Annotated in this window: 11 protein-coding genes and 1 riboswitch; of the genes, 7 read left to right on the top strand and 4 right to left on the bottom strand. The window is 69.0% G+C overall.

Annotated elements, in window-relative coordinates; translation table 11 throughout:
- Positions 1–9 precede the first annotated feature (9 nt).
- Positions 10–519: an OsmC family protein gene (locus AC3WSN_RS11830; protein WP_492538152.1), complete on the bottom strand. Its 510-nt coding sequence runs from the start codon at positions 517–519 to the stop codon at positions 10–12.
- 112 nt (positions 520–631) lie between these two features.
- Positions 632–1,756, bottom strand: a complete 1,125-nt coding sequence (locus AC3WSN_RS11835; RefSeq protein ID WP_492538154.1) for an aminotransferase class I/II-fold pyridoxal phosphate-dependent enzyme — start codon at positions 1,754–1,756, stop codon at positions 632–634.
- 91 nt (positions 1,757–1,847) lie between these two features.
- Here AC3WSN_RS11835 and AC3WSN_RS11840 point away from each other — a divergent pair, with 91 nt between their 5' ends.
- The 6 genes from AC3WSN_RS11840 to AC3WSN_RS11865 all read left to right on the top strand — a co-directional run bounded on the left by AC3WSN_RS11840 (position 1,848) and on the right by AC3WSN_RS11865 (position 10,067).
- Positions 1,848–3,113: an adenosylmethionine--8-amino-7-oxononanoate transaminase gene (locus AC3WSN_RS11840; RefSeq protein ID WP_492538155.1), complete on the top strand. Its 1,266-nt coding sequence runs from the start codon at positions 1,848–1,850 to the stop codon at positions 3,111–3,113.
- Positions 3,114–3,246: 133 nt separating this feature from the next.
- A complete protein-coding gene (locus AC3WSN_RS11845; RefSeq protein ID WP_192708877.1) occupies positions 3,247–3,636 on the top strand; it encodes a response regulator in 390 nt (129 codons plus the stop codon).
- Positions 3,637–3,719: 83 nt separating this feature from the next.
- Positions 3,720–4,346 carry a MarR family winged helix-turn-helix transcriptional regulator gene (locus tag AC3WSN_RS11850; RefSeq protein ID WP_192708878.1) on the top strand — a complete coding sequence of 209 codons (627 nt, stop codon included), beginning with the start codon at positions 3,720–3,722 and terminating at the stop codon, positions 4,344–4,346.
- A gap of 428 nt (positions 4,347–4,774) precedes the next feature.
- Positions 4,775–6,919 (top strand): TonB-dependent receptor, encoded by a 2,145-nt coding sequence (locus AC3WSN_RS11855; RefSeq protein WP_492538158.1) that lies wholly within the window; start codon positions 4,775–4,777, stop codon positions 6,917–6,919.
- A 295-nt stretch (positions 6,920–7,214) separates the two neighbouring features.
- Entirely contained in the window at positions 7,215–8,942 is a 1,728-nt protein-coding gene (locus AC3WSN_RS11860) for a diguanylate cyclase (protein WP_492538159.1), read from the top strand.
- A 63-nt stretch (positions 8,943–9,005) separates the two neighbouring features.
- On the top strand, positions 9,006–10,067 hold the full coding sequence (locus AC3WSN_RS11865; protein WP_492538161.1) for an HD-GYP domain-containing protein: 1,062 nt from the start codon (positions 9,006–9,008) through the stop codon (positions 10,065–10,067).
- A gap of 215 nt (positions 10,068–10,282) precedes the next feature.
- On the opposite strand, the gene AC3WSN_RS11870 is transcribed toward AC3WSN_RS11865, so the two are convergent.
- Positions 10,283–11,743: a PepSY domain-containing protein gene (locus AC3WSN_RS11870; RefSeq protein WP_492538163.1), complete on the bottom strand. Its 1,461-nt coding sequence runs from the start codon at positions 11,741–11,743 to the stop codon at positions 10,283–10,285.
- On the bottom strand, positions 11,737–13,923 hold the full coding sequence (locus AC3WSN_RS11875) for a TonB-dependent receptor (RefSeq protein ID WP_492538165.1): 2,187 nt from the start codon (positions 13,921–13,923) through the stop codon (positions 11,737–11,739). The genes AC3WSN_RS11870 and AC3WSN_RS11875 overlap by 7 nt, the downstream gene beginning before the upstream one ends.
- A gap of 277 nt (positions 13,924–14,200) precedes the next feature.
- Positions 14,201–14,396, bottom strand: a riboswitch (cobalamin riboswitch).
- A gap of 381 nt (positions 14,397–14,777) precedes the next feature.
- Here AC3WSN_RS11875 and AC3WSN_RS11880 point away from each other — a divergent pair.
- A complete protein-coding gene (locus tag AC3WSN_RS11880; RefSeq protein WP_492538167.1) occupies positions 14,778–15,152 on the top strand; it encodes a HigA family addiction module antitoxin in 375 nt (124 codons plus the stop codon).
- The last annotated feature ends 108 nt before the right edge of the window (positions 15,153–15,260 follow it).

A 15,260-nucleotide genomic window follows, 5' to 3' on the forward strand; every position in this document is an offset into this window, starting at 1 on the left:
CCTCCGCTCTCAGACCGTGGTCGTGGCCACCGACAGCTCGGGCTTGTGGTTCAGGGTCTGGAACACCACGCAGTAGCGCTCAGTAAGCTTGAGGAGCTGCGCGAGCTTGTCCTCCGGCGCGTCGGTGTCGAGTTCGAAGAACAGCCGGATGCTGCGGAAGCCCACCGGCGCCTCCTTGTCGACCCCGAGAGTGCCGCGGAAATCGAGGTCGCCCTCGGCGCTGACCGTGCCGGCGCGCAGCGGGATCTCCAGGGCGGTCGCCACTGCCTTGAGCGTCACGCCCGCGCAGGCGACCAGCGCCTCGAGCAGCATGTCGCCCGAGCACAGCTCCGCGCCCGATCCACCGGTGGCCGGGTGCAGGCCCGCCTCCGCGATGGCGCGGCCGGTCTCGACCTTGCAGGCGATCTTGGTGTCGTCCAGCGTGCCCTTGGCCTTCAGGGTGATGACCGCGGAATCCGGCTCGGTGCGGTACTTGTCCTTGATGGGAGCCTGAAGGGCCCGCAGCGCGCTGGCATCCATGGCGTCGTCCTCTCGATCCTGCTCGCCCGTTCGTCGGTGACGGGTGTTGCGGAGCGCCGCGCGCTCCGTCGGGCCCGGTATAGGTGCCGGCGGGGCCGACGGGAAGCGGCTGTCAGGCGCGGCCGGTGAGGGCCGCCACCGCCGCCGCGAGGGCATCGACCTGTGTCTCGTCGTGGGCCGCCGAGAAGGCGACCCGCAGCCGCGCGGTCCCCGCCGGCACGGTCGGCGGGCGGATCGCCACGACGAGGAAGCCGGCGGCCTCCAAGGCCGCCGAGATCTCGAGCGCAGCTTGGGCCTCCCCGATGAGGACCGGCACCACCGCGCTCTCGGCCTCGGGCAGGCCCAGACGGGCGGTGAAGCGTCGGGCGAGGGTCAGGGGCCGGGCACGCCGCTCGGGCTCCGCCTCCAGGATCGCCAGCGCCTCCAGGGCGGCGGCGGCCGAGGCCGGGGGCAGACCCGTGGTGTAGACGAAGCTGCGGGCGCGGCTCGTCAGCAGGTCGATCACCGGGCGCGAGGCGCAGAGATAGCCGCCGTAGGAGCCCAGCGCCTTCGACAGGGTTCCCATCTCGAGCGGCGCCCGCGGCCCGTCCTCGACCACCCCGATCCCGTGGGCGTCGTCGACCAGTGTCCAGGCGTCGAAATCCTGCGCAACGCTCAGGATGTCACCGAGCGGCGCCCGGTCGCCGTCCATGCTGAACACCCGCTCGGTGAGCACGAGGGCGCGTCCATGCTGGGCGCGGTGCTCGGCGAGCACCCGCGCGAGGTCGCCGGGATCGTTGTGGCGGAAGGTCAGCACCCGCGCCCCGGAGAGCCGCGCCCCGGCCCACATGCAGGCATGGGAGAGGTCGTCCAGCAGGACGAGGTCGCCCCGCCCGGCGAGCGCCGGGGTGATGCCGAGATTGGCAAGATAGCCGCTGCCGAAGACAAGGGCGGCCTCGGCGCCCTTGTGGCGCGCGAGCCCCGCCTCCAGCGCACCGAGATACGGATGATCGCCGGTCACGAGCCGGGAGCCGCCGGCGCCCGCGCCGTGGGCCGCAACCGCCGCCTGGGCGGCGGCGATCACGCGGGGATGGTGCGAGAGGCCGAGATAGTCGTTGCAGGAGAACGACACGAGCGTCCGGCCGCCCCGCGCCGCCGCGGCGCCGGGGCCGCGCTCGGTCGGCGTCAGGCGACGCCGCAGGCTGCCGGCTTCAAGCGCGTCGAGTTTCCCGCGGGCGAAGGCGTCGAGGCTGTCCATCAGGGCGCGGATGGGAGCTGCCGTGGCAGCAAAGTCAAGCGGCAGGCAGCGGACACTTGACCCCTATTCGTGGCCCGACCATGCCGAACACATGAATTCCGATACGCCCGCGCATCATCTCTGGCGGCCCTACACCCAGATGCGCGTCGCCGCCCCGCCCCTGGAGGCGGTGGCCACGCACGGCAGCCGCATCGTGCTCGCTGACGGCCGCGAACTCATGGACGGCATCGCCTCCTGGTGGACCGCGGTGCACGGGTACAACCACCCGCACATAGCCGGCGCCGTGGCCGACCAGCTCGCGCGCATGCCCCACGTGATGTTCGGCGGCCTGACCCATGCGCCGGCCGAGCGGCTGGCGGCGCGGCTGGCCGCGCTTCTGCCCGGCGACCTCGACCATGTCTTCCTCAGCGATTCGGGCTCGGTGGCCGTGGAGGTCGCCCTGAAGATGGCCGCGCAGATGTGGCTCAACCGCGGCGTGAGCGGACGGACGAAGGTGCTGAGCTTCCGCGGCGGCTACCACGGCGACACGATGGGGGCGATGTCGGTCTGCGATCCCGAGGAGGGCATGCACCGCCGGTTCGGCGCCTACCTGCCGACGCAGCTGTTCTGCGACCTGCCGCGGACTCGGGTGCAGACCGAGGCGCTCGATGCGGCGCTGGCGGCGCATCGCGAGACCCTGGCGGCTGTGATCATCGAGCCGCTGGTCCAGGGCGCGGGCGGGATGCGCACGCATCCCCCAGAGGTGCTCGCCACCGTGGCCCGGCTCGCCCGCGCCCACGGTTTGCCGCTCATCGCCGACGAGATCTTCACCGGCTTCGGGCGCACCGGCACCCTGTTCGCCTGCGGGCAGGCCGGGATCGTGCCCGACATCCTGTGCCTGTCGAAGGCGCTCACCGGCGGCACGATGGCGCTTGCTGCCACGATCGCCCGCACGGAGGTGTTCGAGGCGTTCTGGTCCGACGATCCGGCGGCCGCGCTCATGCACGGGCCGACCTTCATGGCCAATCCCCTCGCCTGCGCGGCGGCCAATGCCAGCCTCGACCTGTTCGAGACCGAGCCGCGCCTGGATCAGGCCCGCGCCATCGAGGCCCGGCTGCGGGACGGTCTGTCGCCGCTGCGGCAGGTGCCCGGCGTGGCCGAGGTCCGGGTTCTCGGGGCGATCGGAGCGGTGCAGTTCGCGCGCACGCCCGACCTCGCGGTCCTGAAGGCCCGGCTCCTCGACAGGGGCGTCTGGGTGCGGCCGTTCGGCGACATCATCTACCTCACGCCGGCGCTCACCATACCGGGCGCCGATCTTGACCGGCTGATCGACGCGGTCGCGGCGGTCGTGACCGAGCAGGCTTCCGCGATGGCCTGACGTCGGATTGTTCCATCGATGGGGCGCGGGCGCCGGACTCGGCTGCAACCCGGGACCGTTTCTGCCGTTGGGCCTACGGCTGAAGACGCGTGCGGCGGCCCGCGCGGCCGGACGCTGCCAGAGGGAGTACACAGTGGCGAGCGAGCAGACGGGTTCAAGCGGCGATCGGCCGGTCATCCTCCTCGTCGAGGACGAGGCGCTGACGATCATGGACCTCGGCGACGTTTTGGAGGAAGGCGGCTACGACACCGTTCAGTGCGCCTCCGCCGAGCGGGCGCTCAGCATCCTGCAGGCGCGCCCGGATATCTGCGGGCTGGTCACCGACGTGCAGCTCTCGGGCAAGACGGACGGCTTCGACCTCGCCAGCTCGGTGGCGGAAGCGCGCCCGCAATTGCCGATCCTGATCGTCTCGGGGCGGGCGGCACCGGACCCCGCCCGCATGCCCGAGCACGCCGATTTCATCGCCCGACCCTGCACGGGCGAGGATATCCTGGACCGGCTCCAGCGCCTCATGCACTGCTGAACGGCCGGCTGGTCCGGTCCCGTCATCGCAGCGTCACCGGTCGTCGCCACAGGGTCTGGGGCGGCCGGTGACGGGGGCGGACGGTGCAGATTCAGGATCATCCGGCGGCCGCCGGCACGAACTCGGGCGCTCCGGTGGGCGACAAGCATAAACGCGATCGTCAGGATGGGGATGGGGCGACCCCGGATCCGTCCTCCAAGCGGATGCGGCCGCCGGGCGTCCGCTCCGTCGGCTGGGCGCTCGTGCAGGCGGCGCGCCTGCACCGGGCCCGCACCGGCGACCGGCTTGCCAAGCTCGGCCTGTTCGCTGGGCAGGAGCAGGTGGTTCAGGCTCTGGCCGCGGCCGGCACGATGACCATGGGCGACCTTGCGGCGCTGCTGCGCGTGCGACCCCCCACCGCCTCGAAGACCGTGACCCGGCTCGCCGCCCTCGGCATCGTCGAGCGCCGGGCCGAATCGGGCGACGGCCGCGTGGTGCGGGTCCAGCTCACCGAGGCGGGCTTGGCGAAGGCCGAAGCGATCGAGCGGATCCAGGAGGAGGTTGAGGCCGAGCTGCTCGACCATCTCGACAAGACCGACCGCCGCCGTCTCCGCAAGCTCCTGCGCAAGGCCGCACGCGGTCTGGCGGAGGCGGCGGGTGCGTCCGGTCAGGTGACCGAGGCCGACGCCGAGATCGAGGCCGAGGATGAGACGGAGGGGCTGCCGGCCTGACCGGCGCCGCTAAGCCGGGCCGGCGCCGCGCCGCAGCGGCCAGACACTGCAGGCAGGATCGGCGTTCCGCGCCGTCATTCCGGGACGCCGTATGCGAGCCCCGACCCGCAGGACTACGCCGGAGGGCCATCCAGAGCCGAGGACGCGCCCCGACATCGCCCCCCGGCGCAGATCGGTCCCCGACGTTGCTCCGCGTCCCCGGGCTGACGAGCCGAGTTCACGGCAGATGATTTTCCGATCCGGCTTGGATCTCGCGGAGCCCGCACGACTCCCCGTCCGATCCGTGTGATCGCCGGCCCGGTTCGCCGCGCACCGAGTTGTTGCAACGATGTAACGTTTCTACCGCCTGTTGATCCCAGTCCGGATTATCCCTTGCGCCAGACCGAGGCACCGCAACAATGAAACGATATAACACTCTGTGAGTCTCAATGCCTCTCGCGCGCTCCTTCGGCTTCCTGGCCGGCACTGTCCTGTCCTCGACCGTCGGCATCGGCCTCATGGCCTCGTCCGCTGCGCGGGCGCAGCAAGCCGTCGCGCTCGAAGAGATCAGCGTCACCAGTCCGAGCCCGATCCAGGCCCCGCGCACGGCGCCGATTCCGGATCTCTCGGTACCGGTCGGGATCCTGCCAGTGGCGACCAACACGTTCTCGCCGGTCACCGTGGTGACGCAGGACCAGATCGCCCGCGACCAGCCGCGGACGCTGGGCGATGCCCTGTTCGATCGGCCCGGCATCTCGGGGACGACCTACGCACCGGGCGCGGCGTCCCGGCCGATCATCCGCGGCCTCGACAACGCCCGGGTGCGGATCCAGGAAAACGGCATCGTCAATGGCGGCGTGTCGGATCTCGGCGAGGACCACGCGGTCCCGGTAAACCCGCTGGTCGCCGACCGGATCGAGGTGATCCGCGGCCCCGCGACCCTGCGCTACGGCTCGGGCGCCATCGGCGGCGTCGTCTCGGCCGACAACAACCGGGTGCCGACCTTCATCCCGGCGAACGGGGTGCAGGGGCAGGTCACCAGCGGCTTCTCCAGCGTGGACAATGGCCGGCTCGGGGCGGCGACCGTGGATGCTGGCGGCGACGGCATCGCGGTCCATGCTGACGGGTTCAAGACCGCCAACGACAGCTACGCGATCCCCGGCGGGATCCAGCGCAACTCCTACAACGAGTCGCAGGGCGGCGCGGTCGGCATCTCGGCGATCGGCGACCGCGGCTTCGTCGGCATCTCCTTCAGCCATTACGACGCGGTCTACGCCATTCCCGGCGGGGTGGCCGAGCAGGATCGCACCCGGCTCACCCCGAACCAGGACCGCGTCCTGTCTCGCGGCGAGTACCGCCCGCTCGACGGCCCGTTCGAGGTGATCCGCTACTGGGCGGGCTATTCGGTCTATCGCCACAACGAGGTCGGCATCGGCGAGGACGGGATCGAGGGTGTCCAGGCGATCTTCAAGAACCGCGAGGCGGAAGGCCGCCTGGAGCTCCAGCACGTCCCGGTCTTCACGGAATTCGGCACGCTGACCGGCGCGCTCGGCTTCCAGTCGGACCGGCGCGTGATCAACACGCAGCTCGAATCCTTCCTGCCCAAGACCGAGTCCCGCGCCAACGCGGTCTACCTGTTCGAGGAGCTTGAGCTGCGCCCCGGCACGCGGCTGCAGGCCGCCGGGCGCTACGAGGTCGACCGGCTGTCGAGCACGGCCGCCCAGTTCCCCGCCGATTACGTGCCGGTCGACGGGCAGGAGCCGTATCAGTACGCGCGGACCCGGCGCTTCGCCCCGAAGAGCGCCAGCTTCGGCGCCCTGCAGGACCTGCCCTACGGGTTCGTGGCAAGCCTGACCGGCTCCTATGTCGAGCGCGGGCCGACCGGCTACGAGCTGTTCTCGCAGGGGCCGCACGACGCCACCGCGACCTTCGAGATCGGCAATCCGAATCTGAAGAAGGAGCGCGCCCGCACGATGGAGGCCAGCATCCGGCGCGCGGAGGGACCGCTGCGCCTCGACGCCACCGGCTACTACACGCGCTACACCGGCTTCATCTACCGCAACTACACGGGGCTCACCTGCGACGACGACTTCGCCTCCTGCGGCACCGGCACGGAAAACCGGCAGATCGTCTATCAGCAGCAGAACGCCACCTTCTACGGCGCCGAGATCATCGGCCAGTACGATCTCGTCCCGGTGGGCAACGGCTTCGCCGGGATCGAGGCCCAGTTCGATTTCGTCCGCGCCAAGTTCGACGACGGCACCAACGTGCCGCGGATCCCGCCCTACCGCCTCGGCGGCGGCGTCTACTTGCGGGCCGACGGGTGGTTCGCCCGGGTGAACCTGCTCCACGCATTCGACCATCTCGCAACCGCGGTGTTCGAGACCCCGACCCCAGGCTGGGACGACCTGCGCGCCGAGGTCAGCTACACCAAGGCCGTCGATCCGGCGGTGTACGGCGCGAGCGAGATCACCCTCGGACTCCAGGGCCGTAACCTGCTCAACGACGACATCCGCAATTCGACCTCGTTCAAGAAGGACGAGATCCTGCTGCCCGGGCGGAACGTCCGGCTGTTCCTGACCGCGCGGTTCTAGGATTTGATGTCAGGCCGCTTGATTGTGGTGTTGCCCGAGACGGGTGGATTTCGGCCTGTCTGCTTCCGGGCGGGGTTGGCATCGAAGCGGGCATCGCTGTTTCGCCCGCTCTCAACCTTTCGCAGAAGCGTGGAATGTCCGCTTGTCGGCTGCTTGGTGAAGCAAGGATCTCCAGCAGGGACGGGCGGTCACGCTGCTACCGCCAAGCCATGCAAGCAGGAGTTGTTTACGAACAAATTTCACGCGCCGTCATGAATTGAGCCGCATATTCCTCGCTGGTCGAGGATGGTTCAAGATGTTCAAGCGTCTCGCGGACCGCGTTTCACTGCGGCGTCAGATCAGCCTGCTCGCAGGCGCCATCAGTCTCGCGATCGTCGGCGTGACCACGATCGGATCCGCCCTGCTGGCGCGCGGGCAGGCCACCGATATGGCCCAGAACGCCCTTTTGCAGGTCGCCCGGTCGATGGCCGATCGGCTCGATCAGGACATGGCCGAGCGTCTGCGGGAAATCCGCAACGTCGGCGCGCTTGAGCCGCTGCAGCCGCACTGGATGGAGAAGACCGGCAGCCTGCGCAAAGTCCTCGAGACGATGCAGAAAACGCTGCCGGATTACGCCTGGATCGGGTTTGCCGATCGCGACGGCCAAGTGCGTGCTGCCACCGGCGGCCTTCTTGAAGGAGCGAGCGTCAGCCAGCGCCCCTGGTTCATCAATGGCCTTCGGCAATCCGCGGTCGAGGACGTGCACGCGGCGGCCTTGCTGGCATCCAAGCTTCCTCCCAACAGCGATGGCGCGCCGTTCCGGTTTGTGGATGTGGCCGTTCCGGTCGTTGACGCCGCGGGCCAGACCCTCGGTGTTCTCGGCGCTCATCTCAGCTGGCGATGGGCCGACGTCGTCCGGCGCGAGGTGCTGTCGTCTCGCAGACCTGAGCTGAGGGAGGACGTCATCGTCCTCGATCACACCGGCCAGGTTCTGCTCGGATCCGAGCTCGGGGTGACCCCGTACACGGCCGCAGATCTGACATCGGGCCATTTCATCGTCCACAGCGCTGAAGGCGATCGTCTCGCCACGGCCGCCGCCACGCGCGGACGGGGTGACTACCCGGGCCTGGGCTGGATCGTCGTCGCGCTGCAGCCGGTCGACACCGCGCTGGCCGGGGCGAATCGTCTGACCGGCCTGATACTCCTGCTCGGGCTGTCCACGGCTGTACTGGGCATTGCTGCGATCTGGTGGGTCGCGGCGCGCCTGTCCCGTCCCTTGACGCAGCTCACCGAGGCCGTCGACCGCATCGGCCGCGAGCCGGATGCACGGATGACGCGCCATGTTCACGGCTCGCCCGAGGTTTTGCGTCTGTCTGCCTCGGTCAGATCGCTTCTGAGGCGCATCGGCACGGCTGAGGCGGATGCGCGCCTCATCGAGGCGGAGGCGACCAACGCAGTCAATGCTGCGGAGGACCGCGTCAGACGCATCGGGGCCGACCTCCATGCCATGCAGGTTCTGGCCGACACCGACGCGTTGACAGGCCTGCTCAACCGACGCGCGTTCCTGCCTTTGGCGAGCGACGCGATGAGCTACTTCAAGCGCTATCGGCGTGCGATCTGTATCCTGATGATCGACATCGATCACTTCAAGCGCGTCAACGACCTGTACGGGCATGCCGCGGGCGATGAGGTCATCCGCCAGGTCGGGCATATCGTCAGCGAGGCGATCCGAACCACCGACAAGGTCGCGCGCTTCGGCGGCGAGGAATTCGTGGTCTTGCTGCGCGAGACCGACCTGAAAGGCGCGGCCATCTTCGCGGACCGGATCCGTCAGACGGTGGCCAGCACCGTGTTCGAGCCCGAAGGCCAATGCATCACGGCAACGATCAGCATCGGCATGGCCGAGGCTGAGTTCACCGACGGTGATGTCGACCACACGATCGAACGGGCAGACCGCGCCCTCTACGCGGCCAAGTCGGGCGGGCGCAACTGCGTGCGCTCGTTCGAGGCGTCGAAAGCACCCGGCCTACGGGCGGCCGCGTAGCGCGGCCATGAGAAAGAGACGCATCGCATCGGAAGACAGAACAACGATGAAGCATGTTCCGCCATGTTAGCTCTCATTCTCGACGACGCGGAGATGAACAACCTGGTGATCGTGGCCGCGCTTCGGCCGCTTGCTGGGTGCACTCCGCACGACTTCACAGCTCCGGAAGAGGCACTCGCCTTCGCCGAGGCGCGCGCCTGCGAGATCGGGGTGGTGATCACCGATTACGAGATGCCCGGTATGGACGGCATCGCGTTCATCCAGGCGCTGCGCCGCATTCCGGAGCTTGCGACCGTGCCGGTTGTCATGGTCACGAGCTTCGACCAGCGCAGCCTCCGTCGCGCGGCGCTGGAGGCCGGGGCGACCGACTTCCTGGCCAAGCCTGCCGACCCGGTCGAGATCCGCGCACGCGTGTCGAACCTTCTGGCCCTCTCCACCGCTCATCGCATTCAGCGCGAGCACGCGGCGCAACTCGCCCGCGAGGTCGCGACCGCTGTGGCCATGGTTGAGGAGCGCGAGCGCGAGATCGTCTCGACCCTGATGCGGGCAGCCGAACACCGGGATGCGGATACCGGCGACCACATCGTCCGGGTCTCCGCCTATGTGGGGCTGATCGCGGAGGCGCTCGGCCAGTCCGCGGCTGAGTGCCGGCAGCTGAGTCTCGCCGCAACCATGCACGACGTCGGCAAGATCGCCGTGCCGGATTCCATTCTGCTCAAGCCCGGTGCGCTCACGCCCGAGGAACGCCGGGAGATGGAGCTTCACGCCGACCGCGGCCAGCGCATCCTGGGCGGCAGCGCCTCGTCGGTGATGCGGCTCGCGGCCGAGATTGCGGTGAGCCATCACGAGCGCTGGGATGGGGCGGGATACCCGCACCATCTCAAAGGTGAGGCGATCCCGTTGTCGGGCCGGATTGTTGCGGTGGCGGACGTCTTCGACGCGCTCACGACCGAGCGCCCCTACAAGGAGGCCTGGACACCGGAGCGTGCCCGCGCTCACATGGCCGAGAATGCCGGTGCTCACTTCGATCCTCGCGTCGTGGAGGCGTTCCTCAGCCGCTGGGACCAGATCGAGGCCTTTCTGACGATCGGCTGGCAGCACCGGCATGTGCCTCACGCAGCTTGAATCGTTCGACACGCCGCTCGATCGCCGATGTGAGAAACGACCTGACCGCTTACGGACCGGCAGCCGATGGCAGGATCCACCCCTGAGCCAACGTTGCCGGCCCACCGACGAACGGCCGCTTTGGGGAAGCGCGGACCGTGGTCTCAGCGGCTGTATTGGGTCGAATCTGCCGCCGTGCCGACCTCAACCTCTCGACGGAACACGCGGAACGAGGCTCAGGCCGACAGCGTCCGCCGCAGCCTGCGCCCGCCCGCCACGACCCCCGTGATCGCGATGCCGCTCGCCAGCAGATTCAGGACCCACTGCGCCGCATCGTGCAGGGGCCGGTTGCCGGTGAGGCCCGGCAGGTCGAGCCGATGCGGGGCGTCGAACAGCCAGCGGTTGATCCGGCCGGAGCGGTCGAGGCGCTGGAGGATCGTGCCGTCCCGGGGATCGACATGGAGCCAGGTCGCAGCCGCGTCGCCGAAGCGCAAGCGCAGCACCGGGAGCGGCCGCGGATCGGCGCCGTGGGGGTACCAATAGGCGTCGTAGGCCGTCAGTTGGCGCATCGACCGCAGCCGGCCATCCGCGAAGCCCTCCGCGGCTGCAGCCGCGATGGTGCCGGCGTCGAGCGCCGACGCACCGTCTGCCCTGACCGCGCGGCCACCGCCCGTCGCTTCGGCGATGACCCACCAGGCTCCGCCGATGGCGGCAAACCGCAGGGCGCGGGTCTCCAGCGCGGCGAAGGCGCGCAGGCGCGGCGGGTCGAGGCCGAGCGCCGGCGGAGCTCCGGCATAGGCGGCGCGCAGGTCCACGGGCGGGCTGGACGCCGCAAACCAGCGGTTCGGGTTCATCGAGATCCAGCCGCTGAGGATGAAGGTGCTCAGCCCGAGCCCGCCCGCGAGGCCGAGCAGGTGATGCCATCGCGCGAGCCCACGATAGGGCGTCACCGCGCCGCCCGCATAGCGTCGACGAAGGCGCAGGCGCCAGATCCCGATCGCGAACCCGCTCACCGCCCCAAGGGCGGCGAAGCCCGACAGCCACAGCAGGAATGTCCGCCACAGCTCCGCGCGGGCGCGCAGCGGCGTCAGGTAGATCCAGTGCACCACTGAACCCACCCAGTTCCAAGCACGCTCGGACCGGGTCGTGTCGAGGGCGATGGCGCCGGTGACTTCCGAGACGTAGAGTTCGGTCCCGGCAGCGTCGCCCAGGGCGACCTTGAGGAAGGGCCGCAGCGGGTCGTACCTGGCGGTGACGGTCCACTGGTCGCGCTCGACCGGCGTGACGCGGGCGTTCGGGGATCCCGGGGCCGCGAGCTGCAGGGCCGCTTCGGGCGTCACGGGCCCGAGCCGCTCACCTGTCCGCGCCGAGACCGTTGCCCGGCCGCCGTCGCGGCCGGCGATGCGGTAGACGGGCTCGGCGCCCCGCATTTCCAGGTCGAAGGCGGCCGGGACGCCCGAGAGGCCGCCGGCGCGGAGCGCCTCGTCCGGCGCGACCGCGACGTGGTCCCAGACGAGCGGCGCAAGCCGCGCCAGACGCTCGGCCTCGGTGAGCGTCGGGAAGGGCACGTAGAGCATCACCAGCCCGGAGCCGACCCATGCGGCGAAAAGCAGCCCCATGACGATCCCGGACCAGCGATGGAACAGCAGCAGGAAGCGCCGGGCCGCCTTCCCGATCCGCCGCGACAGCCTCACCACGTCACCGTGTAGGCGACCTCGACCGAGCGCGGCCGCCCGAGCAGCCAGTTGGTGCCGGCCCCGTTCACGGCGTTGCCGCTGATCGCGTAGACCTTGTCGAACAGGTTGTAGACCCGCAGGGACAAGCGGGATTCCGCGGTGACCTGATGGTCGAGGACGAGGTTGACGAGGTTGTAGGCCGGCCGCCGCGCCGTGTTGCCGAAGTCGCTGTAGACTTGGCCCACATTCTGCAGCCCGATCCGGGCGGTCCAGTCGCGCGCAACGTCCCAGGTCAGCCAGAGGTTGGCCACGCGTTCGGGCACATCGATCGGCTGGTTGCCGGCATACGAGATTGTGGCACCGTTCACCGATTGATCGAACTTGTCATACTGCGCGTGCAGGAGCGCGAGGTTGCCGTCGAGCCGCCAGCCCGGGGCGAAATGCCAGCCCAGCGCCAGCTCGAACCCGTGCGACGATTGCTGGCCGACCTGCGTCGAGAGGGTCGGCTGCCCTGGCACGGCCGAGATCAAATTGTCCTTGACGATGCGGTAGCCGGCGACGGTCCATTCCAGCGCGCCGTCGAAGGCGAGCCCCTTGGCGCCGACCTCGACCTGCGTGCCGGTGGCGAGCTGGAACCCCGCGAGCGACTGCGACAGGGTGATCAGGCTGTTCACCGGGTCGGTGGCGAAGCTGTACTGGGCGTAGAGCGCGCTGTCCGGCGTCGGATTGTAGACGAGGCCGAACCGGTAGCCCAGCGCCCGGTAGGTCTTCTCGAACCGCGAGCCCGTCTGCAGATCCTCCCGGTGCAGCGTCGGCACGTCGAGGCGCACGCCCGTGAGGAACGACAGCTTCTCCGACAGGATTACCCGGTCCTCGGCGAAGACCGAGGCCTGGCTCGTCTGCGTGGCGTAGGCCGGACGCGCCCGGCCGTTCTGCGGGAAGAAGCCCGGATCGTAGCCGGTGAGCGGTACGCTGGTTGTCGGAGCGTCGAAATAGAAGTTGTTGGTGTGCCGGAAGTCGATGTGGTTCACGTCGGACCCGGCGACGAACTGGTTGGCGAAGCCGAAGAGGCTGCCCCGGAACGTCGCGTCGAGCCGGTCTCCGACCTGCTCCTGGCTGTGGTAGATCTCTAGATAGTCGCCCCGGTCCACCAGCCCAGTGCCGCGATTGTAGGAATACTGCTCGACGTCGAGCCAGTGGCGCCGGCTGGTGAGCCGGTAGGCGGTGTTGCGCACCGTGATGTCGGCCGAGGGCGACCACTCGGTCTTGAGCTGGGTCCAGTTGTCGGCCCAGGTGATCTTCGCGTCGCGGACGTTGTAGTTGTTGAACCGGATCAGGTCCGGGATCCGCCCCTCGACTAGCGGCGTGCCCCAATAGCGGGCTGGCTCCTGGTAGCCGAGGTCGTGGCTCAGCGTGAACGCCAGGTCCGGGCTCGGCTGGAACAGCAGGGCAGCCGAGACCGCGAGGTTGCGGAAATCGCCCTCGGGGCGGATCCAGCCGTCGGCGCGGTTGCCGCTGACGTTGAGGCGGTACGCGAAGGTGTCGCCGAACTCCGCTTGGCCAAGCGCGCCGCCGGAATCGAGGGCGAGGCGCGCGACGCCGTCGGTGCCCACCACCGCGCGCGCGGCGTTGATCGGCACGAAGACCGGCTTCTTGGGCACCACGTTGATGACGCCGCCGATGGCGCCGTCGCCGTAGAGCACCGAGGACGGCCCGCGCAGCACCTCGATCCGCTCGACGTTCCAGGTATCGAACGGGAAGGTTACGGTGTTGGCGCCCACGTAGAAGCGCGTGCCGTCGTAGAGCTGCTGGATCGAGTTCGGGCCGGCGAAGCCGCGGGACGTGAACGCGCCGTTGCCGTTGCCGGGGGCGGCGATCGTGGTGATGCCGGTGGCGTCCTGGGTCACGGCCTCGGCAATCGTGTCCTGGCCGCGCAGCCGCGCGGTCTCGCCCGACACGATGTCGAGGCTGGCCGGCGTCTCCAGGGGCGTCAGGCCGATCCGGCTCGCGGTCCGGTCACGGGTGCGCAGGTTGAGGCTGTTCGGGACGGCACGGTCCGAGCCGCCACCCTCCCCCTCAACCGAGAGCTGGTCGAGGGTGACGGTTTCCTGCGCGGCAGCGGTACTCGCGAAGAGCGCGAGGAGCACGCCGCAGAGCGGTGCGGGCCCGCCCGATCTCGTGCGATTGTTCGTAGGTGACATGGCAGAGGAGGTCCGTGCGCGGCGCGGGCCAGCCGGCTCGTCCTACAAGCAGTGTAATAACATTACAATTGCTCGGAATCATCGGAAGCTCGGTGGGCGCAGACGCGCAGGTGCGTGCGGCTACCCCAAAGGCGATCGATACGGTCAGGACGGGCATCGGGAGCGGTGTCGCGGGCGCGCTTGCTGTGGCACGTCACCGCGAACGAGGTCTCGCCGACCGCGCGGGTGCACGGGCGTCTCGACACCCGCCAGGACAACCCCGCCCAGCGCGTTTCGCGTGTGACCACGGCTGACGGCAGGTCTCCTGGCTCGCGGGTCGCCGCCCTCGCACCGTCTTCCCGGGTCAGTGACCCAGTGACGTGGTGGTGAAGGGCTCGCCGCTTACAGTTGCGGGGACAGCCGCGGCCTCGGGGCGAGCCCCTCACCGCGTTCCCTTTTGATCCCCGAAGGGAACCGTCGCCGATAAGCTTGGCCTTACGGTTCATCCGCGTCAAGCCGAACGCGGTGGCGGCGTGGGCCGAGGACCCTGTCGGTTCTCATGGGGGCAGATCAGACGGCGATGGCGGGCTTCGTGCCCACAGCGCGCGAGGGTGAAGAGGCGCATACTGATAGTAACTTTCTGTTTATAATGATATAGACTCTCAATAATAAGCAATACATCGAGTATTTTTTATATTAAACCAGAAATGAAGACGTTCGATCCCGTAGTATGCTCTTGGAACTTTTTACGTGCTGCTGCGTACTGAACGCGTGTCGTGCCGATGGAAGGATCGGGATTATCCGAACACAGGTCTTGGATTAGAGCGGGTCGGTAGCGCTTTCGAACGGGGACCAGTAAAGGAGGGCCGATAGAGATGAGCTATAGATTGGAAAATCCCGGCCACCCGGGTGGATATGTGCGGCGGAATATCGTCGAGCCGCGCAACTTGACCGTCATGGACGCAGCCGGATTGCTCGATGTGCCGCGTCAAACGCTGTTCGATTTCCTCAATGAGGAGGCCGCGCTGTCTCCGGAACTGGCTCTACGGATCGAGACGGTGTTCGGGGTCGAAATGGAGACCTTGATGGAGATGCAGGCCCAGTTCGACATCGCCGACGTGCGCAAGCGCTGTCAGAACCTCCGGAGCGAACTCGCCGCCAAGGCAAGATCCCACTTGGCTGCATCGGAGGCTCAGGAAACGAGCGCTCCGCCCCCGACGATCATCCGACGTGGGCACGTGTTCGGCTGAGGTTCGTCCGAACCCACGGCGCATAGACGCCGCAAGAAGCGGCGCGTTTTCGGCGCGGACGGACGAGACCGGTTTATTCACGCCGCTCCCGTCCCTCTCTCCGCCTTT

The sequence above is a fragment of the Methylobacterium sp. FW102-HT35C08 genome (assembly GCF_058790235.1).